Source organism: Knoellia altitudinis, assembly GCF_042666355.1.
GTDB classification, from domain to species: Bacteria; Actinomycetota; Actinomycetes; order Actinomycetales; family Dermatophilaceae; genus Knoellia; species Knoellia altitudinis.
In genome coordinates, this window is the sequence record NZ_JBHTDK010000001.1 from 999,117 (window position 1) to 1,021,496 (window position 22,380).

The 22,380-nt window shown below is 70.4% G+C and carries 24 protein-coding genes; 2 read left to right on the top strand and 22 right to left on the bottom strand.

The annotated features are described in order from the left end of the window. The 7 genes from ccsB to ACFQW8_RS04730 are packed head-to-tail and all read right to left on the bottom strand — an operon-like array spanning position 1 to position 6,522. Entirely contained in the window at positions 1-1,005 is a 1,005-nt protein-coding gene (gene ccsB / locus ACFQW8_RS04700) for a c-type cytochrome biogenesis protein CcsB (protein ID WP_380085801.1), read from the bottom strand. Further along, positions 1,002-2,588, bottom strand: a complete 1,587-nt coding sequence (resB, locus tag ACFQW8_RS04705) for a cytochrome c biogenesis protein ResB (protein WP_380085802.1) — start codon at positions 2,586-2,588, stop codon at positions 1,002-1,004. The genes ccsB and resB overlap by 4 nt, the downstream gene beginning before the upstream one ends. Then, positions 2,588-3,334 carry a cytochrome c biogenesis CcdA family protein gene (locus tag ACFQW8_RS04710; protein ID WP_380085803.1) on the bottom strand — a complete coding sequence of 249 codons (747 nt, stop codon included), beginning with the start codon at positions 3,332-3,334 and terminating at the stop codon, positions 2,588-2,590. Before ACFQW8_RS04710 ends, resB begins: the two co-directional genes overlap by 1 nt. A gap of 4 nt (positions 3,335-3,338) precedes the next feature. Then, on the bottom strand, positions 3,339-3,962 hold the full coding sequence (locus ACFQW8_RS04715; RefSeq protein WP_380085804.1) for a TlpA family protein disulfide reductase: 624 nt from the start codon (positions 3,960-3,962) through the stop codon (positions 3,339-3,341). Then, positions 3,959-4,627: a histidine phosphatase family protein gene (locus tag ACFQW8_RS04720; protein ID WP_380085805.1), complete on the bottom strand. Its 669-nt coding sequence runs from the start codon at positions 4,625-4,627 to the stop codon at positions 3,959-3,961. The genes ACFQW8_RS04715 and ACFQW8_RS04720 overlap by 4 nt, the downstream gene beginning before the upstream one ends. Positions 4,628-4,661: 34 nt before the next feature. Further along, positions 4,662-6,011, bottom strand: a complete 1,350-nt coding sequence (gene hemL, locus ACFQW8_RS04725; protein ID WP_380085806.1) for a glutamate-1-semialdehyde 2,1-aminomutase — start codon at positions 6,009-6,011, stop codon at positions 4,662-4,664. 16 nt (positions 6,012-6,027) lie between these two features. Continuing rightward, positions 6,028-6,522: a MarR family winged helix-turn-helix transcriptional regulator gene (locus ACFQW8_RS04730; protein ID WP_380085807.1), complete on the bottom strand. Its 495-nt coding sequence runs from the start codon at positions 6,520-6,522 to the stop codon at positions 6,028-6,030. A gap of 136 nt (positions 6,523-6,658) precedes the next feature. Between ACFQW8_RS04730 and ACFQW8_RS04735 the strand changes: the two genes are divergently transcribed. Next, a complete protein-coding gene (locus ACFQW8_RS04735; protein ID WP_380085808.1) occupies positions 6,659-7,201 on the top strand; it encodes a YceI family protein in 543 nt (180 codons plus the stop codon). Positions 7,202-7,295: 94 nt separating this feature from the next. On the opposite strand, the gene hemB is transcribed toward ACFQW8_RS04735, so the two are convergent. The 11 genes from hemB to ACFQW8_RS04790 form a co-directional block, all read right to left on the bottom strand. After that, the gene (gene hemB, locus ACFQW8_RS04740) at positions 7,296-8,276 is read right to left on the bottom strand and encodes a porphobilinogen synthase (RefSeq protein ID WP_380085809.1); all 981 of its coding nucleotides are present in this window, start codon (positions 8,274-8,276) and stop codon (positions 7,296-7,298) included. Beyond that, entirely contained in the window at positions 8,273-9,898 is a 1,626-nt protein-coding gene (locus ACFQW8_RS04745) for a bifunctional uroporphyrinogen-III C-methyltransferase/uroporphyrinogen-III synthase (protein WP_380085810.1), read from the bottom strand. Before ACFQW8_RS04745 ends, hemB begins: the two co-directional genes overlap by 4 nt. A gap of 3 nt (positions 9,899-9,901) precedes the next feature. Beyond that, on the bottom strand, positions 9,902-10,891 hold the full coding sequence (gene hemC / locus ACFQW8_RS04750; protein ID WP_380085811.1) for a hydroxymethylbilane synthase: 990 nt from the start codon (positions 10,889-10,891) through the stop codon (positions 9,902-9,904). Next, positions 10,888-12,213: a glutamyl-tRNA reductase gene (locus tag ACFQW8_RS04755; protein WP_380085812.1), complete on the bottom strand. Its 1,326-nt coding sequence runs from the start codon at positions 12,211-12,213 to the stop codon at positions 10,888-10,890. Before ACFQW8_RS04755 ends, hemC begins: the two co-directional genes overlap by 4 nt. Beyond that, on the bottom strand, positions 12,210-12,902 hold the full coding sequence (locus tag ACFQW8_RS04760) for a redox-sensing transcriptional repressor Rex (protein WP_380085813.1): 693 nt from the start codon (positions 12,900-12,902) through the stop codon (positions 12,210-12,212). The genes ACFQW8_RS04755 and ACFQW8_RS04760 overlap by 4 nt, the downstream gene beginning before the upstream one ends. A gap of 414 nt (positions 12,903-13,316) precedes the next feature. Continuing rightward, the gene (locus ACFQW8_RS04765) at positions 13,317-13,601 is read right to left on the bottom strand and encodes a glutaredoxin family protein (RefSeq protein WP_380085814.1); all 285 of its coding nucleotides are present in this window, start codon (positions 13,599-13,601) and stop codon (positions 13,317-13,319) included. Positions 13,602-13,614: 13 nt separating this feature from the next. Continuing rightward, positions 13,615-15,117 carry a 1-acyl-sn-glycerol-3-phosphate acyltransferase gene (locus ACFQW8_RS04770; RefSeq protein WP_380085815.1) on the bottom strand — a complete coding sequence of 501 codons (1,503 nt, stop codon included), beginning with the start codon at positions 15,115-15,117 and terminating at the stop codon, positions 13,615-13,617. Further along, a complete protein-coding gene (locus ACFQW8_RS04775) occupies positions 15,117-16,142 on the bottom strand; it encodes an NAD-dependent epimerase/dehydratase family protein (RefSeq protein ID WP_380085816.1) in 1,026 nt (341 codons plus the stop codon). Before ACFQW8_RS04775 ends, ACFQW8_RS04770 begins: the two co-directional genes overlap by 1 nt. A gap of 232 nt (positions 16,143-16,374) precedes the next feature. Next, complete coding sequence (locus ACFQW8_RS04780) at positions 16,375-16,473, bottom strand: 30S ribosomal protein bS22 (RefSeq protein WP_003792170.1); 99 nt, start codon at positions 16,471-16,473, stop codon at positions 16,375-16,377. A 203-nt stretch (positions 16,474-16,676) separates the two neighbouring features. Continuing rightward, positions 16,677-16,874 carry a helix-turn-helix domain-containing protein gene (locus ACFQW8_RS04785; RefSeq protein ID WP_040884494.1) on the bottom strand — a complete coding sequence of 66 codons (198 nt, stop codon included), beginning with the start codon at positions 16,872-16,874 and terminating at the stop codon, positions 16,677-16,679. 166 nt (positions 16,875-17,040) lie between these two features. Beyond that, positions 17,041-18,231: an acetoin utilization protein AcuC gene (locus tag ACFQW8_RS04790; RefSeq protein WP_380085817.1), complete on the bottom strand. Its 1,191-nt coding sequence runs from the start codon at positions 18,229-18,231 to the stop codon at positions 17,041-17,043. A 134-nt stretch (positions 18,232-18,365) separates the two neighbouring features. Here ACFQW8_RS04790 and ACFQW8_RS04795 point away from each other — a divergent pair, with 134 nt between their 5' ends. After that, entirely contained in the window at positions 18,366-19,031 is a 666-nt protein-coding gene (locus ACFQW8_RS04795; protein WP_380085818.1) for a potassium channel family protein, read from the top strand. A 359-nt stretch (positions 19,032-19,390) separates the two neighbouring features. Here ACFQW8_RS04795 and ACFQW8_RS04800 read toward each other — a convergent pair whose 3' ends face one another. The 4 genes from ACFQW8_RS04800 to ACFQW8_RS04815 all read right to left on the bottom strand — a co-directional run bounded on the left by ACFQW8_RS04800 (position 19,391) and on the right by ACFQW8_RS04815 (position 22,329). Further along, entirely contained in the window at positions 19,391-19,918 is a 528-nt protein-coding gene (locus ACFQW8_RS04800) for a GNAT family N-acetyltransferase (RefSeq protein WP_380085819.1), read from the bottom strand. Further along, a complete protein-coding gene (locus tag ACFQW8_RS04805) occupies positions 19,915-20,460 on the bottom strand; it encodes a GNAT family N-acetyltransferase (protein ID WP_380085820.1) in 546 nt (181 codons plus the stop codon). Before ACFQW8_RS04805 ends, ACFQW8_RS04800 begins: the two co-directional genes overlap by 4 nt. Then, on the bottom strand, positions 20,453-21,253 hold the full coding sequence (proC, locus tag ACFQW8_RS04810) for a pyrroline-5-carboxylate reductase (protein WP_380085821.1): 801 nt from the start codon (positions 21,251-21,253) through the stop codon (positions 20,453-20,455). Before proC ends, ACFQW8_RS04805 begins: the two co-directional genes overlap by 8 nt. A 125-nt stretch (positions 21,254-21,378) precedes the next feature. Beyond that, positions 21,379-22,329 (bottom strand): proline dehydrogenase family protein, encoded by a 951-nt coding sequence (locus ACFQW8_RS04815; protein ID WP_380085823.1) that lies wholly within the window; start codon positions 22,327-22,329, stop codon positions 21,379-21,381. Between the last annotated feature and the right edge of the window lie 51 nt (positions 22,330-22,380).

Sequence of the window (22,380 nt, forward strand, 5' to 3'; positions counted from 1 at the left end):
TCAGAGACCCGAGTAGGAGTGCTGGCCGACGAAGTAGACGTTGACGACGGCGTAGTTGACGATGATGCAGACGAAGCCGGCCACAGCGATCCACGTCGCCGAGCTCCGACCCCATCCGCGCGTCACCCGAGCATGCAGGTATGCCGCGTAGACGACCCAGATGATGAACGTCCAGACCTCCTTGGGGTCCCAGTTCCAGTAGGAACCCCAGGCCTGGCGAGCCCAGATGGCGCCGGCGATGAGGGTGAAGGTCCATAGCGGGAACGCGATGATGTGCAACCCGTAGGCCAAGCGCTCCAGGGTGCGGGTGTCCGGAAGCGCGCGCAGCACACGGAGCCCGCCTGAGCCCGAGCCGAACCGGTCCTTGGCGAGGTAGAGCAGGGCCACGACGAAGCCGACGGCGAACAGCCCCACCGAGATCGTCGCGACGGTGACGTGGATGACGAGCCAGATGCTCTTGAGCGACGGCATGAGCTCGGCCGCCTCGGTGTACCAGATGGTGTTGGCGAGGCCGAGCAGGATGAGCACGGGAGCGACGACGAAGACCCCGAGCCAGCGCAGGTCGCGACGCAGCCCCCCGAGGACGAAGACGACCATGGTGAACAACGCTGCGGCGACACCGAACTCGAACATGTTGCCCAATGGCCAGCGCTCCACCGACCACCCGCGCAGCGCGGCAGACGCGAACAGGAGCATCGTGCCGAGGAGGGCGAGGGTCTGGGCGACGCCACCGGCCTTGCGCGCCCGCAGGGGCACCTCGGCCCCGGCATCGACGTCGGTCGAGGCCGACGTCGACGCGTCGCTGGACCTCGAGTCGGCGGTGCCCGAGCCTGCGCCCGCAGCGACGAGCTCGCGATCCTCGACGTCCGCGGGCTCGGCCACGGCGTCACGGGCGGGCAGCCAGCCAGCGAGGTACGCGGCATACCCGAGCATGGAGAGGGTGAGGACCGCCATCGCGGAGTACAGGCTGAGGTTGGCGTAGGTCGCCAGGTTCTCGTGGGTCACGTGCGTCGTTCCTTCAGTCGCGTGAGGACATCTTCGAGCTGTTCGCCCATGCCCTCGTCGTCGTCCTTGGCCAGGCCGCCGATGCTCACTACGGTACGGCCCTCGTCGTCGGCGGACGCAACCCGCACGAAGACCCGACGCCGACGGATCGTCAGCGACAGGATGAGCCCCAGCAGCGCCACGAGCGAGGAGAGGAGCGTGACCTCCTTGCCGGGGTCGTTGCGGATCGAGATGCCGGCGAAGCGCTCGACCCCGTCGAAGGTGATCGAGCCCTGACCGCCGGGAAGCGTGAAGGTCTGCCCGGGTGTGAGCCAGATTCGCAGGAGGTCGGTGCCTGCCTCGTTCTCGAGCTGGGTCATCTCGGCGGTGTCGAGCGAGTAGACCGACTGCGGCCGCCCGCCCGGGAAGAGCGTCCCCTCGAAGGCAGAGAGCGCCAGGGCGGGCTCGAGCGCGTCGGGGAAGACCGAGCGCGGTCCCTGCTCGTCGAGGACGGCCGTCGGCAGGAACAGCCCGGCGAAACCGAGCTGCTTGCCCGCCGGCCCCGCCCCGGCGACCTTGACCGCACCGACCGAGTTGTAGTTGTTGTCCTGCGCGAGGAAGGGGGTGAGCTCGGAGTAGGTCACCTTGCCCTGTGCGTTCTTGACGGTGATGCGGGGGGCGTAGCCGTTGCCGAGGAGGAAGGCCGTGCCGCCGCCCGTCTCGAGGGGTCCGTTGACCCGGATGACCTTCTTCTCCGGCTTCGCGCCGGGTTCCTTCGTGAAGTCGACGTATGCCGTGAAGTCCCGTGGGGAGCCGAACTGGCCTCTGCCCTTGACGTCGGTCTCGAACTCGGCGTCGAAGCGGGTGAGCTTCATCGTGAACGGCTGGAAGTCGGCGGTGTCGACGAGCGGCCCCGGGCTGATGGTGTCGTAGCGGCCGGCGGTGTTGGCGAAGGTCTCTCCCACCGGGAGGATGACATCGCCCTTCCACCCCAGGAGGTGGCCCGCCGCCATGCCGAGGATGACCCCGATGAGCGCGAGGTGGAAGAAGAGGTTGCCGGTCTCCTTAAGGTAGCCCTTCTCGGCGGAGACCGTGGAGTCGTCGTGCGAGTGCGTGCGGAAGCGCGCGGACCTCAGGGCTGCTCGCACGTCCTCCAGCACCTCCCCGGGGGCGCCCTCGACGGTCACGCTCTCGTGAGCAGCCAAGCGCTCCAGCCGCCTTGGTGCGCGCGGTGGCTGGGAACGCATGGCCTTCCAGTGGACCCTGGAGCGCGGCAGGACGCAGCCGACGAGCGAGACCAGGAGCAACAGGTAGATCGCGGCGAACCACGGCGAGGCATAGACCTCGAAGAGACCGAGTGTGTCGAGGATCGGACCGGCCGTCTCGTGGCGGGCGATCCAGTCGGCCGTCCGGACAGCGTCGATGGAGCGCTGCGGGAAGATCGAGCCCGGCAGCGCGGCGACGGCGAGCAGCAGCAGCAGGAACAGCGCGGTGCGCATCGACGTCAGCTGACGCCAGGCGAACCGGAGGAGGCCGAGGGCGCCGAGCCTGGGCTGCGTGATGTCGTCACGGCGCGGGTCACGAGGCTGGGTCGACAGGCTCATCAGATCACCACCTCGAAGCCGGACACGAGCTCGGCGCGCAGCCACACGGTGAGGTCCTCCCAGACCCCGGTCACCAAGAGCACTCCGACGACGATGAGCAGCCCACCACCGACGTACTGGATCACTCGGTGGTGCCGCCGCACCCAGCCGGAGACCGCCCCGAACCTCTCGATGCCGGCCGCCGCGAGGATGAAGGGCAGTCCCAGACCCAGCGCGTATGCCGTGGCGAGGGTGACCGCCCGCCCCGTGCTCGGGTTCGTGGTCGAGGCCGACAGGGTGAGGACGGCGGCGAGGGTCGGGCCGGTGCACGGCGCCCACCCGAGGCCGAAGACGGCGCCGAGCACCGGAGCCCCGAGGAGCCCGGCGCGGGGCCGCCAGGTCGGACCGAACCGGCGCTGCGAGCTCGCACCGCCGACGCCGAGGAAGACGAGCCCCATGAGGATGACGACGACTCCCCCGATGCGCATCAGGAGCTCCCGGTGCAGCGTGAGCGAGGCGCCGAGCGTGGCGATGAAGATCGAGCCGAGGACGAAGACGAGCGCGAAGCCGAGGACGAACAGGGACGCCCCGAGCACCATGCGACCGCGTGACCGCTGCTCCAGCGCGGTGTCGCTCAGCCCCGTGACGTAGCCGAGGAACCCCGGCACGAGTGGCAGGACGCACGGCGACGCGAATGACACGAGCCCCGCGAGCGCCGCCACGAGGACGGCGAGGGGCAGGGCACCAGAGGCGATCGTGTCGGTCACGAGGTCAGGAATCGGACTTCAGCGCGTCGTCGATGAGGCCCTGCAGCGTCGTGGCGGTGACAGGACCGTTGGCCCGGGCCGCGACCCGGCCCTCGAGGTCGAGGATGAGCGTGGACGGCGTGTTGGTCGGGGCCTGACGGCCGAAGGCGAGCAGGAGGAGACCGGGCTTGTCACTGAGGCTCGGGTAGGTCATCTTCTGGCTCTCGGCGAGGGCGGCACCGCGCTCGGGCCCCTCGCGGAAGTTGATGCCCATGAACTGCACCGGCTTCCTGGCGGCCTGGACGTCGGTCCAGACCTTCTGGAGGTCGGGGATCTCCTTGATGCACGGTCCGCACCACGACGCCCACATGTTGACGACGACGATCTCCTTGTCGCGCACCGACGTGCTCGACCAGTCCTCGCCGTCGAGGGTCTTGCCCTCGAGGGTGATCGGGTCGAGACGTTGGTCGGCGGGGATCTGCTCGATCGCACCGTTGCCGGCGATGTAGCCCTTCTGGTCGCCCTGCTTGGCCTGCTCCGCGATCGAGTTCGGGTCCGACGAGCACCCTCCCAGCGCGACGAGCGCACCGACGGCGGCGACGGAGAAGGCAGCGCGACTCACGGCATACCGGGTGGTTCGACGACTCATGCACCGGCTCCCGAGTGCGCGAGCGGCAGGAGCGCGGCGGCCGGCTCGCTGTAGGCGAGCGACTCGAGCTCGTCACCGCGATAGGTCAGGGAGGTGAGGGACGCGAGGGTGCACTCCCGCCTGCGCGGGTCGTGGACGAAGCGGCGGCCCTCGATGGCGAGCCGCAGCATCCAGATCGGTGCCTGGTGCGACACGATGACGGCCTCGTGACCCCGGGCGAGGTCGCGCGCCGCGTCGACGGAGGCCTGCATCCGGGCCGCGAGGTCGGCATAGGGCTCGCCCCACGACGGACGCATCGGGTTGACCATGAGCGCCCACAGCCTCGGGTCGCGGAAGATGCCCTTGCCCCCGGCGACGGCGCGGCCCTCGAAGGCGTTCACGGCCTCGAGCGCCTGATCGTCGAGCTCGACCTCGAGGTCGTGGGCCGCCGCGATCGGTGCCGCCGTCTCGCGGGCGCGCTCGAGCGGGCTCGAGATGACGTGGGTGATGTCGTGGTCCGCGAGCGCGCTGGCGACGAGCTCGGCCATCTCGTGACCGAGGTCGGAGAGGTGGAACTCGGGCAGCCGGCCATAGAGGATGCGATCGGGGTTGTGGACCTCGCCGTGCCGCACGAGGTGCACCACCGTGCGGACCTCAGCAGCGGACGCGTGGGCTGGCTTGGTCATGACCCGATTGTCGCAAACGAACCTGAGGGTCCGGTCAGCCGGCGTGGGCGGCAGCGCGCGCGGCGGCCGGCAGCGCCTCGACGACCTGCCCGACGGCCTCCTCGTCGTGCGAACCGCTCACGAACCAGGCCTCGAACGCGCTCGGCGGCAAATGCACCCCGGACTCGAGCATGGAGTGGAAGAAGCGCCCGTATGCCGCCGTGTCCTGGTCGCGCGCCTCGTCATAGTTCGTGACCTTGGCCTCCCGGAAGAAGACCGAGAACATCGAGCCCGCCCACTGCACGGTGTGGGCGACGCCCTCGGCCGCCAGGGCTGCGCTCGCCGCGTCGGCGATGGTGCGCGCCGTGACCTCGAGGCGGGGGTAGAGGTCGTCGGTGCAGCCCCTGAGGGTGGCGAGCCCGGCCGCCGTGGCGACAGGGTTCCCGCTGAGCGTGCCGGCCTGGTAGACCGGACCGAGGGGCGCCAGGTGGGCCATGATCTCGGCGCTGGCACCGAAGGCGGCCGCCGGGAAGCCGCCGCCCATGACCTTGCCGAAGGTGAAGATGTCGGGGGCGCCCGCGGCATAAGGGCCCTCGAGCCCGAACCACCCGGCCTTGCTGCAGCGGAAGCCGGTCATGACCTCGTCGGACACGAGCAGGGCACCGTGCTCGCGCGTGACGCGTCGCACGGCCTCGGTGAAGCCGGGCGCGGGCGGGACGACGCCCATGTTGCCGGCGGCTGCCTCGGTGATGACGGCGGCGATCTCACTTCCGCGGGCGGCGAAGACCTCTTCGAGCGCGGGGACGTCGTTGTAGGGCACGACGATCGTGTCGGCGGTCATCTCGACGGGGACGCCGGCCGAGTCGGGCAGCGCGAGGGTCGCGAGACCGGACCCCGCGGCAGCGAGGAGCGCGTCGACGTGCCCGTGGTAGCAGCCGGCGAACTTCACGATGACCGAGCGGCCGGTGACGCCGCGGGCGAGGCGGATGGCACTCATCGTCGCCTCGGTCCCGGACGAGACGAGACGCACCTGCTCGACCGGCTCGATGCGCGCGACGATCTCCTCGGCGAGGAGCACCTCGTTCTCGCTGGGCGTTCCGAACGAGAAGCCGCGAGCCGAGGCGGTGCGCACGGCCTCGAGCACGTCGGGGTGGGCGTGGCCGAGGATCATCGGACCCCACGAGCAGAGCAGGTCGACATAGCGACGTCCGTCGACGTCGGTGAGCCAGGGCCCCGTGGCAGAGGCGATGAAGCGAGGGGTGCCACCGACGGCGCGGAAGGCTCGCACGGGCGAGTTCACCCCGCCGGGGATGACCCGGGTGGCGCGCTCGAGCAGGGCCGCAGAGGCAGGGGCGTCCGAACGCGGGTCGGTGGGGGTGGCAGGCGTGGTGGGGCTGGACGTCATGCGTCCATTGTCCGCCTCAGTGGATCTCGTCGTCCGCCCGGGCACCCGGCACGAGGTGCGCGCGCACCTTGGCGAAGGAGTCGTGCAGCGAGACCAGCTGTGCTTCGGACAGCAGGTCGATGAAGTTCGCTCGCACGGAGTGGACGTGGACGGGGGCCACGCTCTCGATCATGCGCCGACCGTCGGGCGTGAGGGCGAGCGCGACTCCGCGGCCGTCCTCGGGGGTGGGCTCACGGCGCACCCAGCCGCGCTGCTCGAGGCGCTTGGCGGTGTGCGTGACCCGGCTGCGGCTCTGGACGACGAGGTCGGCGAGGACCGACATCCGGGCCCGGTCGCCCTCCTGCTCGGAGAGCATCGAGAGCAGCTCGTACTCAGGGAGGCTGAGGCCGAAGTCGGTGAGGTCCCGGTCGAGGGCCACCTGGAGCTCACGATGGGCGCGCAGATAGGCCCGCCAGGCCTGCTGCTCCTCCTGCGTCAGCCAACGGGTCGCAGGGTTCTCCGAGGCGGCCACGGGGACAGGTTAGCGGCCCCTTGACGAGCTCCCGACCCATTGTTCACCTACAATCTTCCAAGTTGTTGAAATATTGATGACCTGTCGGCCGTTGAAACCCGCGACAGGCACCCACCACCCTTGAAGGAGTCCCCACATGAGCACCACCACCACCGACATCGCACTGGCCCCCGGCACCTGGGCCATCGACCCGACCCACACCGAGGTCGGCTTCGTCACCCGCCACCTCATGGTGAGCAAGGTCCGCGGCTCCTTCCGCGAGGTCTCCGGCACCGTCGAGGTCGCTGAGGACATCACGAAGTCGGTCGTCGACGTCACCGCGCAGATCGCCTCCGTCGACACGGGCAACGCGGACCGCGACACCCACCTCAAGAGCGGCGACTTCTTCGACGCCGAGCAGTTCCCGACCATGACCTTCCGCTCGACCGCCTTCGACGGTGAGACCCTCACCGGCGACCTGACCATCAAGGACGTCACGAAGTCCGTCACCTTCGACGTCGACTTCGGTGGCGTGGGACAGGACCCGTGGGGCAACACCAAGGCCGGCTTCGAGGCCACCGCAACCGTCAACCGCAAGGACTGGGGCCTCACCTGGAACGCGGCTGTCGAGGGTGGCGGCGTGCTCGTCTCCGACAAGATCTCGCTCACGATCGACGTGCAGCTCGCCAAGCAGGCCTGAGCCAGCAGCACCCCGACCGGCGCCCGCGCCGCTGACCACCCCTTCGGTCAGCGCGCGGGCGCTGTCATGTGTGCGTCAGAGAAGGCGGGGTGCGTCAGAGAAGGCGGGCCGCGACGTCGAGGGCGCTGTAGGTCAGGATGATCTGCGCGCCCGCGCGCCGGATGTGCAGCAGCGACTCGAGGACGGCGCGGTCACCGTCGATCCAGCCGCGCTCGGCAGCCGCCTTGATCTGGGAGTACTCCCCCGAGATCTGGTATGCCGCGACCGGCACCGATGACCTCTCGGCTGCCAGGGCGATGATGTCGAGGTGGGTCTGGGCGGGCTTGACCATGACGATGTCGGCGCCCTCGGCGAGGTCGAGCTCCAGCTCGCGCAGCGCCTCGATGGCGTTGGCCGGGTCCTGCTGGTAGGTCGCACGGTCCCCGACCAGCGACGACTGGACCGCCTCACGGAACGGGCCGTACAGCGCGGAGGTGTACTTCGCGGCATACGCCAGGATGATCGTGTCGGTGAAGCCGGCCTCGTCGAGAGCCGTGCGCACGTGGGCCACCTGGCCGTCCATCATCCCGCTCAGTCCGAGGACGTGCGCCCCCGCACGAGCCTGGGCGAGCGCCATCGAGGCGTAGCGGTCGAGGGTGGCGTCGTTGTCGACGCGGCCCTCCGGGTCCAGGACGCCGCAGTGACCGTGGTCGGTGAACTCGTCGAGGCACAGGTCGGCCATGACGACGAGGTCGTCAAAGACCGCCTCACGCACCGCGCGCAGGCCGACGTTGAGGATGCCGTCGTCGGCGTCGGCACCGGAGCCGACAGCATCCTTGGACTCGGGGACCCCGAAGAGCATGATGCCGCCGAGCCCGGCCTCGACGCAGCGGTGCGCCTCGGCGACGAGCGAGTCCATCGTGTGCTGGACGACGCCCGGCATCGCCTCGATCGGCTGCGGGTCGTCGATGCCCTCACGGACGAAGACGGGCAGGACGAGCTCGGCCGGGTGGAGCCGGGTCTGCGCGACGAGTCGGCGGACCGCCGGGAACTGGCGGAGGCGCCGGGGACGCTGGGGCCGCAGCGGGTTGCTCACTTGGCGCGACGACGGGCCGTGGGCCGCTTCTGGCTCGGGCGGACCGCCTGCTCACCGGACTCCGACGCCGTGAGGGCGAGGGAGCGACCGTGGTCGGCGAGGGCGTCGACGAGCTCGTCGGCGGAGGGCTCCGGCGCGAGGACATCGACGCGCAGACCGCACTCCTCGGCCGTCTTGGCGGTCGCCGGACCGATGCACGCGATGACCGTCGAGGGGTGCGGCTTGCCCGCGATGCCGACGAGGTTGCGCACGGTCGAGCTGGACGTGAAGACGACGGCGTCGAAGCTGCCGCTCTTGATGGCGTCACGGATCGGCGCTGCCGGCGGGGCCGCCCGGACGGTGCGGTAGGCCGTGACGTCGTCGACCTCCCAGCCCATGCCCTGGAGCCCGGCGACGAGCGTCTCGGTCGCGATGTCGGCGCGCGGCAGGAAGACCCGGTTGATCGGGTCGAGCAGCTCGTCGAAGGGAGGCCACTCGTCGAGCAGCCCCTTGGCGGACTGCTCGCCCTCCGGCACGAGGTCGGGGTTGATGCCCCAGTCGCGGAGGGCGTCGGCCGTGACCCCGCCGACGGCGGCGACCTTGAGACCGGCGAAGGAGCGGGCGTCGAGCCCGAATTCCTCGAACTTCTCGCGGATGGCGCGCACGGCGTTGACCGACGTGAAGCCGACCCACTCGTAGCGGCCGGTGACCAGGCCCTTGACCGCCCGCTCGATCTGCTGCGGGGTGCGCGGCGGCTCGACGGAGATCGTGGGGACCGTCGTCGCCTGGGCACCGTAGCGCTCGAGGCGACGCACCATCGGCCCGGACTGGTCCTTGGTGCGCGGCACGAGGACGTTCCAGCCGAAGAGCGGCTTGGTCTCGAACCACGAGAGGTTCTCGCGCAGCGACACGTTGTCGCCGACGACGGCCAGCGCGGGGAACTGCATCGACCTGGCCGCCGTGGCGACGTCGGCGAGCGTCGTCGTGACCGTGACCTGCTGCACGGTGGTGCCGCGCTCGGTGATGGCGACAGGAGTCTCGTCGGCGCGACCGGCGGCACGCAGCGCCTCGAGCGTGCCGACGAGCGTGTCCGGCTGGCCGAGGACGACGACCGTGACCGTCGGGTCGATGGCTGCCGCGATGTCCTTGAGCTTCTCGCCCGCCGTGATGATGTGGATGCCGCGTGAGCCGCTCGTTGTGAGCGGGACACCGGCGTAGGTCGGAACGGCGCTGACCGAGCTGACGCCCGGCACGACCTCGAAGGGCACGCCGGCCTTGACGCACGCGGCGGCCTCCTCGGCGAGGCCGTTGAACGTCGCCGGGTCACCGTCCATGAGCCGGACGACCAGGCCACGCGGGTGAGCCTTGGCGGCCCTGACGACGAGCTTGGCCCGGGAGGCGTGGGTCAGCGGCTGACCGTGCTCTCCGTGGCCCGCATCGACGATCTCGACCTCGGGCCGTGCGTGACGTGCGACGACGTCCTCACGGGCGATCTGGTCGATGACGACGGCGTCGGCCTCAGCGAGGTACTCGAGCGCGCGCACCGTCATCAGTCCGGCGTCCCCGGGGCCAGCGCCGACGAAGGCAACCCTCGCGGGGGTGCGGGTGGTCGTGGTGGGTCGGATCGAGCGGGTGGTGCTCACTGGTCACGCTCCGGGGCGTTCGGTATTGGACGGTGCTGGCGGTGTTGTCGGTGTTGACACTGCTGAGGCGCTGAGGCTGTCGACGGGCACGAGATCGGCGGCGCCGTCCTCGAGGAGGAGACGGGCGAGACCACGGCCGACGGCGTCCGCGTGGGCGGGGCTGCCCGTGGCGGAGCGGCGCAGGTCGCCCGAGCCGTCAGGACTGGCGACCACGGCGCGCAACGAGAGCTCGTCACCCTCGTCGCCGAGGACGATCTCGGCGAGCGCACCGACCGGTGCGGAGCAGCCGGCCTCGAGCTCGGCGAGCACGGCGCGCTCGGCGTCGACGCACGCACGGGTGTCGGCGTCGTCGAGGGCGGCCAAGGCGTCACGGGTGGCTGTGTCGTCGGCGCGGACCTCGACGGCGAGCGCACCCTGGCCCGGAGCCGGAAGCATCTGGATGGGGTCGATGACCTCGGTGACGGCGGCCTCGCGGCCGAGGCGACGCAGACCCGCGTGCGCGAGGACGACGGCGTCGAGGTCACCGCTGGTGACCCGTGCCAGTCGCGTGTCGACGTTGCCGCGCAGCTCGCGGATCTCGAGTCCGAGCCCCAGGGCCTCGAGCTGGGCGCGGCGGCGCGGTGACCCCGTGCCGACCGTGGACCCTGTCGGGAGCTCACCCAGGGTGAGGCCGTCGCGGGCCACGAGGGCATCGCGGGGATCCTCCCGGGGCGGGATCGCGGCTACGACGAGGTCGATCTCAGGAGTCGTGGGGAGGTCCTTGAGGGAGTGCACCGCGAGGTCGACGCGACCATCGCGGAGCGCGTCGCGCAGCGCCGACACGAAGACACCCGTGCCACCCATCGTGGCGAGCGGGGTGGTGCGGTCAAGGTCGCCCTCGGTGGTGATCTCGACGAGCTCGACGTCGTGGCCGAGCACGCGCAGCCGGTCGGCGACCCAGGTGGACTGGGTGGTGGCGAGCGCGGAGCGGCGGGTTCCGAGGCGGAGCGTCATCGTCCGACCTCCTCGTCGTCGGTCACCGGCAGGATCGGCGGGGTCGACACCACCGACACCTCGCGGGGGTCGAGGTCGAACAGCTCGCTCAGGGCCTTGGCGTAGCTGCCACCCTGACCGGCCTGGGCCATCTCCTTGACGCGGACCGTCGGGGCGTGGAGCAGCTTCTCGACGATGCGGTGGACGGTGCGCTGCACCTCGGCGCGGTCGCCGTCCGCGAGCTCCGGCGTGCGCCGGGACAGCCGGTTCATCTCGTCGTCGACGACCTGCTGGGCACGCGAGCGGAGCGCCGCGACCGTGGGCGCCACGGCTTCGGCGGAGCGTTCGGTGAGGTATGCCGCGACCTCGCCCGTGACGATGTCGCGCGCCTCCTGCACCTGCGGGACGTCGCCCGTGTGCCTGAGCATCTCGCCGAGCTCGGCGAGGCCGATGCGCGTGATCCCGTCGAGGTCGGTGACCGCGAGGTCGACGTCGTGGGGCAGGCCGAGGTCGACGAAGACCTGGGGCCGACCCGCCCGAACCACGGCGGCCGCCTCCACGTCGCGGGCGGTGACGACGACGCCGGTGGCGCCGGTGCTGGAGATGACGATGTCGGCGTCGGCGAGCCCCTCGAGGCGCGACTCCCAGGCCAGCGCGCGGCCACCCACCCGACTGGCCAGGCGCTCGGCCCGCACCAGTCCACGGTTGGCGATGGTCACCGAGGGGACGCCGGCCTGGCTCACCGTGGTCGCGGCGAGTGCGCCCATGCCGCCGGCGCCGATGACGAGCACCCGGGCTGCGGCGATCGGACCCACGACCTCGGCGGCGGCGGCAAGACCGGCCCCTACGAGGGATCGGCTCACGTCGTCGATGGCCGTCTCGGTGTGGACGCGCTTGCCGACGCGAAGCGCCTGCTGGAGCAAGGTGTTGAGCGCCGGACCCACGTGACCCCGACGCTGGGCCCGGGTGAGCGAGTCACGCAGCTGACCGAGGATCTGCGCCTCGCCGACCGCCATGGAGTCGAGGCCGGCCGCGACGGAGAACGCGTGCGCGATGCCACGGTCCTCGTAGTGCACGTAGAGGTGCGGCTGTAGATCCGTGAGGGGCACACCCGTGGCGGCGGCGAGCGCCTCGGACACGTCGGCGAGCGCACCATGGAAGGTCAGCCCCTCGGCATACACCTCGGTGCGGTTGCACGTCGAGACGACGACGGCCTCGACGACGTGCTCGGACGAGATGATCGCTGCCTCGAGGCGCCCGCGAGCGCCCTGGTCGAGGACAGCGGCCTCCAGCAGCTCGATCGGGGCACCGTGGTGCGAGAGACCGAGAACGATCAGGCTCACAGGGCCACCTCCCCGACGACGGACTGCTCGGCGAGGTCGAGCTCGCCGGTGCGGCGCTGCTCGTGGAAGGCGAGGATCTGCAGCTCGGTCGACATGTCGACCTTGCGCACCATGACGTCGACCGGCACATCGAGCACGCACGGGGCGAAGTTGAGGATGGAGCGCACACCCGCGGCGACGAGGCGATCGGCCACGTCCTGCGCCGAGTCGGCCGGGGTCGCGATGACCCCGATCGCGAGCCGGTCCTCCCGCACAAGCGCATCGAGGTCGGCCATCGGCCGGACCCGGCGCTTCCCGACCGAGGTGCCCACCAGGCTGTCGTCGTGGTCGAGCAGCGCGACGACGTTGAACCCGCGCGTGGCGAAGCCGCTGTAGGCCGCGAGCGCCCGGCCGAGGTTGCCCATCCCGACGATGGCCACCGGCCAGTCCTGGGTCAGCCCGAGAGCAGTCGAGATCTCGTAGGCGAGCCGGTCGACCTCGTACCCGACGCCCCGCACCCCGTAGGAGCCGAGGTGGGAGAGGTCCTTGCGCAGCTTCGCCGAGCTCACTCCCGCGGCCGCCGCGAGCTCCTCGGAGCTGACCGAGCTGATGCCGCGCTCCGCGAGGTTGGTGAGGGCCTGCAGGTATCCCGGAAGTCGAGCCACGGACGCGTCGGGGATACCCCGGCGGGCTGCGACGTCAGCGGACACGTGGCCTTCGACTCCTGTCTGGAAGGTGTGGTGGTGCCTTGTCAGCGTACGCACTTGTGAAGCGATGCACAAAGTCGCAAGGTGACCCCGAGACAAGTCACCCACCCCGTTCTGGTACAAGCCGCCGGCGTAACCGCTTGCACCCAGCCCTACCCCGTTTCTCAGTGGGGTATGCCGTCCGGTCCCGTTGCGCTGGGCGCGGATATGCCGTTCCGCTGTGCTTGGGCTCCACGCACGTATGCCGTTCGACGCGGTCCCATCCGCACTCGCGCGCTGAGCGCGCTTCGCGCTCCCGCCAGACCCAGCCAGCAGCGAACGGCATACGTGCGTTCCGCCCCGGGTCGCCCAGCGCTCCCGCCAGGCCCAGCCGGCGGCGAACGGCATACGTGCGTTTCGCTCGGCGCCTCGGCTCGCCTACCGCGTGGGTTGGGTCAGGGCTGCTCTCAGGCGGGCTTCGTCGACTCGCCAGAAGTCGTGCTGACGGCCGTCGACCAGGGTGACTGGGATCTCCTCGGCGTACTTCTCCATCAAGTCCGGGCGCTCGAGGACGTTGAGCTCCTCGAAGGTCTCCCCCAGCTCTTCGGTGACGCTCGCGATGGTGGCTCGGGCGCTCTCGCAGAGGTGGCAGCCGGGTTTGGCGATGAGGGTGACGCGGGGGGCACTTCCCTGAGGGGGCTGTGGGTTGGGGGCGGACGGCATACTCGGCGCTTCTCTAGAAGAAGACGGATCGTCGCTGCATGAGCAGCGAGTAGAGCGTCTGCTGGATGGTCTCGCGCACCTGGTCGGTGAGGTCGAAGACGAGCATCGGGTCATCGGCTGCGGCCGAGCCGTGGCTGGCGGTCTCGATGGGGGCACCGAACTCGATGATCCACTTGCTCGGCAGGGGGATGAGGCCGAGGGGGCCGAGCAGGGGGAAGGTCGGCGTGATCGGCGCGTAGGGGAGTCCGAGCAGGCGCGCGACGGTCTTCATGTTGCCGATCATGGGCGCGATCTCCTCGGCGCCGACGACGGAGGTCGGGATGATCGGCACGCCGGCCTCGAGCGCGGCCGAGACGAACCCGCCTCGACCGAAGCGCTGCAGCTTGTAGCGCTCCTTGAACGGCTTGCCGACACCCTTGAACCCCTCGGGAAAGACACCGACGAGCTCACCCTTGGCGAAGAGCCGTTCGACGTCCTCCTTGGCGGCGAGGGTGGACCCACCTCGACGCGCGAACGCACCGAGGAACGGGGTCTGGAACACGAGGTCGGCACCGAGGCCGCGCATGACTCGGTGCTCCGGGTGCTCGTCGTGGATGGCCTGCGCCACCATGAGCGAGTCGATGGCGATGGTCCCGGAGTGGTTGCTCACGATGAGCGCCCCGCCCTCGGACGGGATGTTCTCGAGGCCGCGCACCTCGACCCGGAACCAGCTGCGATAGATCGGGCGCAACATCGGGAAGATGACGTTCTGCGCGAAATGCTCGTCGTAGCCGAACTCGTCGACCGTGTAGTCACCCTCGATCCGGCGCCGCACGAAGGCCAGGGTCGCAGCGATCCGGCGCTCGATCTCGTCGGGCGAGAGACCCGCGCCCTGGGCGGCGATGCGCATGGCGGCGATCGACGCGCTGAGCAGCTCCTCGACGCCAGGGACCGGAAGGGCCATGTCGGTCTGCGTGGCCGTCGGATCGGGTGCCCACGTCACCGGCTCCGCGGGCACCGCCACCCGCAGGTGCCGGCGCGCGGCGTCGTCTGCCGCTCGCTTCGCACGCGGACTCTGGCCACGTGTGCCGGCCTGCTTCGACGCCTTGGGGCTGGGCTTGGCACTCACGGTCGGGCGCGGGCGGTGGGCGGCGCGCTGCTCGGTGGCATCGGACGCCTGGGATGCCTGGGTCTTGGTCGGAGAAGCCTGGGTGGGAGAGGCCGGGGTGGGGGCGGTCTCGGTGGCAGTGGCCTTGCTGTTGGAAGCCTTGGTGCGTGAGGTCCTCGTGGGTGAAGCCGTGGTGGCAGAGGTCTTGCGCGTCGCGGTCCTGGGAGCACGGGCCTCCGTGGCGGCGGTGACCGGCTCGACCTGCGCCGACAGCAACGGTGTCGCGCGTCGGCGGGCGCGCTCACCGGAGGCCCGGGCCGCCCCCGCGGCCAGCGACGACGTCTTCTTCTTCGGGGTGCTGACCGCGGGTGCTGGTGCCTTGGCCCCGGTCGTCTTCGAGGCAGCCTTCGTGGTCTTCTTCGTCGCCATCAGTGACTCCCCCGCGCGGGTCGACCCAAGACCTGTTGGGCCGCACCGACGAGCCCGCCAACTGCACCCGAGACGGCGTCGACGGAGGGATAGATCGGCGTGACGGTCCGCGCGAAGTCCTCGAAGGCAGCTCGCGTCGAGAACGACGGCTGGAAGCCGAAGGACTTCCGCATGGCTGTGGTGTCCATCCCCCGACCGAAGGCGAGGTAGGTCATCTGGTCCGCATTGAAGTCCACGAGCCCGAAGCGCTTGCCCAGCCCCCCGATGGTGCCGGCGGCGGCCATGGGAACGAGGACGACCGGGCGTCGCACGAGCGACGCGGCCTGGAGCACGGTGAGCACCCCGTCACCGGCGAGGTTCACGACCCCGGTCGCCGAACCGGTGACACCACGGGCCAGAGCGGCGATGGCGTCGTCCTCGTGGAAGAACTGGAGCCGGGCGTCGTAGCCGAAGGGGACGGGGATCACCGGCAGGTTGAAGTAGTCGGTGATCGAGGTCCGGATGCGCGGCCCGATGATGTTGGCGAAGCGCAACGTGAGGATCTCGGCGTCGGGTCGGCGGCGCGCGAAGCCGCGCACATAGCCCTCGACCTCGATGGAGTCCTTGCCGAAGCCGGAGGACGGCAGCCGCTTGGCGCTCATCTCCTCGGTGAACATGGCCGGGTCGCGTGGCGTCGAGCCGTAGACCGCTGCGGTCGACTTCACGACGAGGCGCTTGACCGACGACGCCTTCTGGCAGGCCGCGAGCAGCTGCATCGTGCCGATGACGTTGATCTCCTTCTGCGGAGTGCGTCCTCCGGCGAAGGTCGGCGTGGCGATGACGTTGGCGTGGACGACGGTGTCGACGTCACCCTGGGCGATGACCTTGCCGATCATCGGGTTGCGGATGTCGGCGCGGATGAACTCCGCACCGCCGATGTCCCGTGGTGGCGGGATGACATCGACACCGATGACCTTGTCGACCGACGGGTCCGCCGCGAGTCGCCGTGCGAGGACGCCGCCGAGGTGGCGGGACACCCCCGTCACGAGTACCACTTTGCCCACGGGCACAGCCCCCTCTTCGGCTCGGTCAACGGATCGTGGTCTTGAAGGCTCGACCCTACTTCCCGCCGAGGCGTGACGGGAGGGCCGGAGAGGCCGGTCACCCCAGCGGGCCACCTGCTGGCCGGGCGCTCGGGAGGCGGGCGGACGGCATACCCCGGCGGACGCAGAACGGCCCCCGCCGGAGCGAGGGCCGATTCCACACGTCAGGGACGCGTCACTTCTTGTTGCGGCGCTGGTGGCGCGTCTTGCGAAGCAACTTGCGGTGCTTCTTCTTCGCCATGCGCTTGCGGCGCTTCTTGATCACTGAACCCATGAGCAGTCCTTGCTGATTGGAGAGAATCGAACGACGGTGGACCAGCAGCTGCTGATCGGCCTGCGCGGCCGACCGGCGCGCGTGTGTCGAGGAGCAACCCTACCGGCGCGTGACCCGAGCGCCCAAACGGGGCCCGCCCTGAGCACGAGACGCCGAAGGCCGGACCTCGACGGTCCGGCCTTCGGCGTTGTCGTTCGACTCGTTCACGCGGTGCCCATGTAGGACTCCCGGAGGTACTTCTGCACCTCGTCCTCGGGGACCCGGAAGGACCGCCCCACGCGCACGGCCGGGAGCTCGCCTCCATGCACCATGCGATAGACGGTCATCTTGGACACACGCATGATCGAGGCCACCTCGGCAACGGTGAGAAACCGCACCTCGGCAAAGCGTTCCTGAGACATCGCAACCTCGATCTTCTGCAGGCTCGCATCGCCGACTTCCCCGTCGGCGGTCATCTACGTGCTGCAAGAAGCAACCATAGGGGCTGGTGTGACCCTTGGGGAAGTCGTTGGAGCGGAATGTTTGCCACGTCCAGTCGACACGCTGCGAGGTGGGGAGAAATCTCGGTCAGTCGAACCATGGGTCGAGGCCATGGAGCGGGAAGACCGCTTGACGCGTCGCCAGGATGGCGGCGTCTCCAGGGCGGTCCGGGTTGTGCCCCATCCCCCACGGACGCACCCAGATCGGGAGGTCCTGCTCCGCGAGGTCGCCCATGGTCCTGGGGCCCTCTCGACCGAACGTCTCACGCACGTGGTCCAGCCACTCCGTGGGGACCGGATCCGCGGACGGGACGGGGACGTGGGCGGCGATGGCGGTGAGGTGGGCCCAGGACCTGGGCACGACGTCGACGAGCTCGTAACCTCCACCGCCGAGCGCGACCCACTTGCCGTCGGCGTGGTCGTGGGCGAGCCGGTGGAGGCATTCGTGGGCCCGACGCTGTGCATCGAGGGAGATGCTGAAGTGGGCGAGCGGGTCCTGGCGGTGGCTGTCGCAGCCGTGCTGGGTCACGAGGATCTGGGGATCGAACGCCTCCACGACGTGCGGCACGACCGACTCGATCGCCCGCAGCCAGTCGGCGTCGCCCGTGCCCGGTGGCAGCGCCACGTTGACCGCCGTCCCCCGGGCGTCCGGGCCGCCGATGTCACCCGGCCACCCCGTGCCGGGGAAGAGGGCGCGCCCGGACTCGTGCACCGACACCGTGAGGACGCGCGGGTCGTTCCAGAAGATCCGCTCCACACCGTCGCCGTGGTGGACGTCGATGTCGATGTAGGCCACACGCTCGGCCCCATTGTCGAGGAGGTGCTGGATCCCCACGGCGATGTCGTTGTAGATGCAGAAGCCGGCAGCATGGGTGGCCATGGCGTGGTGCAGGCCCCCGCAGTAGTTGACACCGTGGTCGACCTCGCCGCTCCACACGGCGGCGCAGACGTCGACCGTGCCCTGGACGATGCGGGCACTCGCCTCGTGCATCCCTGCAAAGGCCGGGTCGTCCTCGGTGCCGAGGCCATGACGCAGGTCGGCGCGGTCGGGATCGACCGACGCCTCGCGCACGGCCGCGATGTAGTCGCGGTCGTGCACCGTGGCGAGCAGGTCGTCACTCGCGATGCCGGGACTGATGACCTCGGTCTGCGCGAGGACCCCGAGGGAGTCGAGCAGCCGGGTCGTGAGGGCGAGCCGCGAGGGCCCCATCGGATGGGAGGGCCCGAAGTTGTATGCCGTGAACCCGTCGTCCCAGACGAGGCGCGTGCGATGAGCCATGTCGGGCACGCTACCCGGCAGAGCACGGATGAGGGTTAGCCTCGACCCGAACGTCCACCTGACGACGCGACCTCGCCGTCACCGGCGTCAGTCGCCAGGTCAGTCGTCAGGTCAGTCACCAGCAGGAGGAAGCCTTGGGCGCCAAGAACAGCGATCTCGACGTCCTGGTCGTCGGCCTGGGCCGATTCGGTGGTGCCGCCGCCCTCGAGCTGCGCCGCCTCGGACACCGGGTCGTCGCCATCGAGAAGGACGGGTTCCTCGCCGAGAGGTTCCTCGGTCGGATCAGCTCGATCATCCACGGGGACGCCAGCGACGTCGAGGTGATCCGCGAAGCCAAGGCCTCCCGCTACAAGATCGCCATCGTCGGGGTGGGCTCCTCGATCGAGGCCTCCGTCCTTGCCTCGGCCAACCTCGTCGACGCCGGCATCCCCGACATCTGGGCCAAGGCCATGTCCCCCGAGCACGCCCGCATCCTCGACCGCATCGGCGTCCAGCACATCGTCCGCCCCGAGGCCGACACCGGCCGACGCGTCGCCCACCTCGTGGGCGGGAAGCTCCAGGACTACATCGAGTTCGACGACGGGTTCGCGATCGTCAAGATGCGGCCGCCGGCCGAGGCCGTCGGCTTCACCCTCGAGCAGAGCAAGCTGCGCAGCAAGTACGGCGTCACGATCGTGGGCGTCAAGGCCCCCGGACAGGACTTCACGTATGCCGTGCCGACGACGAAGGTCTCGGCTCACGACACGCTCATCGTCAGCGGCCCGACCGAGCTGCTGGAACGCCTGGCCGCCCGCCCCTGACCGCGTTTCCCGAGTACTTCTGCGCGGCCCGCGCCTCCCGCGCACATCCTGGCCAGAGGCGCACCCCTAGCTGCGCCCCCGCCCAGCCTCTGCGCGGGTCGCGCCACCCGCGCAGAAATGAGCCAGCGAGCGCGTGAGCGGAGACTGCTCGGGAGGGTGAGTACCACTCATGTCTGCGGGGGATCGTCAACTCGAGCGCCCGGAAACCTGAGAAGCGAACGGGGTATGCCGTTCGCCGCTGGCTGGACCTGGCGGGAGCCGGGAGCGCGCTCAGCGCGCGGACGGCGGATGAAACTGCGGCGAACGGCATACCCCGTTCGCGACGACCGCAGCGAGCAGCATTCGGGACGACTCAGCGCTCAGAAGTCGTGGGGCACGGCCCCGCGGTCGCCGCCGAGCGCGAGAACCATGGCCACCTCGTCCTCGTCGTCCTCGCTCTTGACCCGCATGGGCCGCCGCTCGGCGGTGGGGCGGAACCCGAAGCCGCTGGCGAAGGCCACGGCGCGACCGTTGTCGCTGCCGACCCAGTAGGCGAGCTGGGTCTGGCCCTGGTCGCGGGCCAGCCGGGCGCCGGCGCGCACGAGAGCAGAGGCCACGCCACTCCCCCGGGCCTCGGGCCGCACCCACAGGCCGAACAGCTCGGAGGTCTTGGGGTTCTCGTCGCTCGAGCGCCCGACGCTGACGATGCCGAGGGTGCCGTTCTCGCGCTCGGCGAGGAGGCGGGCAGAGCGCTTCATGCGCAGGCGCCAGAAGTCCTCGTCGAAGGCCTCCTCCTCCTCGACGGTGGCCGCGAAGGCCTCGGGGGACTCCCGCAGAGCGGTCAGCCGGGCGTCGCGGTACTGCTGCCAGTCCTCTTCGCCCAGGGGGCGCACGCTGATCTCGCTCATGCGTCAACTGTCGCTGACGGCACCGGCGGGCGGCAAACCGGGTCCACCCTCACGGCATACCCGATCTCCCGGATCCCGCCGTAGAGCGGGTTGTCCCACGTGGTCCCCGTCTCGGCGAAGCCGTGCCGCTCGTAGAGGCGACGGGCTGGGCGGTTCTCCTCGGCGACCTCGAGGAAGACGCGGGCGTACCCGTCCTGACCTGCGGCGTCGAGCGCGGTGGTGACGAGGAGGTCGCCGACGCCACGGCCCCGGACGGACGCGGACACCCACATGCCGATGAGATAGATCTCGTCGTCGGGTTGCTCGCTGCTGTGCCAGATCGCGATCGTGCCGACCGGACGGTCATCGACCATCGCGAGCCAGACCCGCATCGAGCTGAGCCGAGCGATCCAGGAATCGTCCGGGTAGGCCGCGCTCACGGCGTACGTGTTGGCGAAGGCTCGGGGGGTGTCGAGGAGCGAGGCGAGGCGCACGTCGCGGTAGGTGCGCCAGTTGTCCTCGGTCACGGGGACGACCGTCGGGGCGCCGGGACCCTCAGCCACCGGACAGCTCCTTGGAACGGACCGCGGCAGCCTCGATGGCGCTGACGAAGGCGGCGCGGACCTTGTGGTCGTCGAGGACGCGCAGCGCGGCCGCGGTCGTGCCGCCGGGCGAGGTGACCTGCTCACGCAGGACGGTGGGATGCTGTCCGGTCTCGCGCAGCATCGTCGCCGCGCCGTAGAGGGTCTGGGTGACGAGCTCGGTGGCGGTGGCTCGGGGCATGCCCAGGACGACTCCGGCCTCGATCATGGCTTCGACGACATAGAAGATGTATGCCGGTCCGCTCCCGGACATCGCGGTGACCGCGTCCTGCAGCTTCTCGGGCACCTCGGTGACCTTGCCGGTCGCGGCGAGCAGGCTTCGGGCGTGCTCGAGCTGGTCGGGCTGGCAGTGTCGGCCTGCGCTCACCGCGGCCATGCCCTCGTCGACGAGAGCCGGGGTGTTGGGCATGACGCGCACGACGGAGCGGCCCTCGGGCAGGTGGCTCTCGATGAAGTCGGTGGTGATGCCGGCCGCGAGGCTGACGACGAGGTTGGCCTGGGCGACGTGCGGGCCGATCTCCTCGAGGAGCGCGGCCATGTCCTGCGGCTTGACGACGAGGACGAGGGTCTCGGCCTCGGCCGCGGCCTCGACGTTGCTCAGCGCGCGGACGCCGTACTTGTCGGTCAGCTCGACAGCACGCTCGGGCCGGCGCTCGGTGATGACGAGCTCCTCCGCTGGGCGCCCGGCGCGAAGCAGTCCCGAGAGGAGGGTCTCGCCCATGACACCAGCACCGAAGATCGCAACCGTTCCCATGGCGCGAGACTATGCCCGACCTCAGCCATCCACGCCGCCGCATTCTCGCGTGACCCGATGAAGGGGCGCTCCACCCGAGTTGGCAGCTCGGGTGGAGCGGGACGAAGTCGGGTCGAGCCGGGGTCTCAGCCCTTGGTGACGAGACTGCGCAGGAAGAACTGCAGGTTGGCGGGACGCTCGGCCATCCGGCGCATGAGGTAGCCGTACCACTCCTCGCCGAAGGGCACGTAGACCCGCATCTGGTGACCGCGGTCGGCGATGCGGGTCTGCTCGTCGGGGCGGATGCCGTAGAGCATCTGGAACTCGTAGGAGTCGGGTTCGCGGCCGTGCCGGCTGGCGAGCGCCCGGGCGATGTCGATGAGCCGCGGGTCGTGGCTCGCGATCATCGGGTAGCCGTCCCCGGCCATGAGCACCTTGAGGCAGCGCACATACGACAGGTCGACGTCCTCGGCATCCTGGTAGGCGACCGAGGCCGGCTCCTTGTAGGCGCCCTTGCAGAGGCGGACCCGGCTGCCCGCAGTGGCGAGGTCGCGGCAGTCGGACTCCGTGCGGTGGAGGTAGGACTGGACCACGGCGCCGGTGTCGGGGAAGTCCTGGCGCAGCTCGGCGAGGATCGACAGCGTCGAGTCGGTCGTCGTGTGGTCCTCCATGTCGAGCGTGACCGTCGTGCCGGCGTCCTTGGCGATCTCGCAGATGCGGCGCGCGTTGTCGAGGGCGATCTGCTCGCCGTCCTGCGGGAGTGCCTGACCGACGGCGCTGAGCTTGACGCTGACCTCGGCGGCGCCGAACTGCGACAGGTCGCGCGCCCTGAGCGCACGGAGCAGCCCGACGTAGGTGTCGACGGTGTGCGCGGCCTGCCCGGCGTCGAGGGTGTCCTCGCCGAGGTAGTCGATCGTCACCATCCGGTTCGTCGCGCGTAGCTCGGCGGCGGCATCCACGGCATCGGCGACGTCGGTGCCGGGCACGTAGCGCTGCACGACGGAGCGGCTCACCGGCGCCTTCTCGATCGTGGTGCGCACGAGCGAGGAGTCGGACAGGTGCAGGAGGCTGGATCGGAGCAGGTCAGAGGCATCCACGAGCGTCAGGTTAACCGCTTCGCGGGACTACCCGAGACGGGTATGCCGTCC

Bases quoted from the DNA above. Each gene is read 5' to 3' on its own strand.
- ACFQW8_RS04800 (WP_380085819.1), bottom strand. From the start codon at position 19,918: ATGAGCGAGATCAGCGTGCGCCCCCTGGGCGAAGAGGACTGGCAGCAG.
- ACFQW8_RS04765 (WP_380085814.1), bottom strand. From the start codon at position 13,601: ATGCCGTCCGCCCCCAACCCACAGCCCCCTCAGGGAAGTGCCCCCCGC.
- ACFQW8_RS04720 (WP_380085805.1), bottom strand. From the start codon at position 4,627: ATGACCAAGCCAGCCCACGCGTCCGCTGCTGAGGTCCGCACGGTGGTG.
- hemL (WP_380085806.1), bottom strand. From the start codon at position 6,011: ATGACGTCCAGCCCCACCACGCCTGCCACCCCCACCGACCCGCGTTCG.
- resB (WP_380085802.1), bottom strand. From the start codon at position 2,588: ATGAGCCTGTCGACCCAGCCTCGTGACCCGCGCCGTGACGACATCACG.
- hemC (WP_380085811.1), bottom strand. From the start codon at position 10,891: ATGACGCTCCGCCTCGGAACCCGCCGCTCCGCGCTCGCCACCACCCAG.
- ACFQW8_RS04715 (WP_380085804.1), bottom strand. From the start codon at position 3,962: ATGAGTCGTCGAACCACCCGGTATGCCGTGAGTCGCGCTGCCTTCTCC.
- ACFQW8_RS04785 (WP_040884494.1), bottom strand. From the start codon at position 16,874: ATGTCTCAGGAACGCTTTGCCGAGGTGCGGTTTCTCACCGTTGCCGAG.
- ACFQW8_RS04770 (WP_380085815.1), bottom strand. From the start codon at position 15,117: ATGGCGACGAAGAAGACCACGAAGGCTGCCTCGAAGACGACCGGGGCC.
- ACFQW8_RS04790 (WP_380085817.1), bottom strand. From the start codon at position 18,231: ATGGCTCATCGCACGCGCCTCGTCTGGGACGACGGGTTCACGGCATAC.
- proC (WP_380085821.1), bottom strand. From the start codon at position 21,253: ATGGGAACGGTTGCGATCTTCGGTGCTGGTGTCATGGGCGAGACCCTC.
- ACFQW8_RS04780 (WP_003792170.1), bottom strand. From the start codon at position 16,473: ATGGGTTCAGTGATCAAGAAGCGCCGCAAGCGCATGGCGAAGAAGAAG.
- ACFQW8_RS04735 (WP_380085808.1), top strand. From the start codon at position 6,659: ATGAGCACCACCACCACCGACATCGCACTGGCCCCCGGCACCTGGGCC.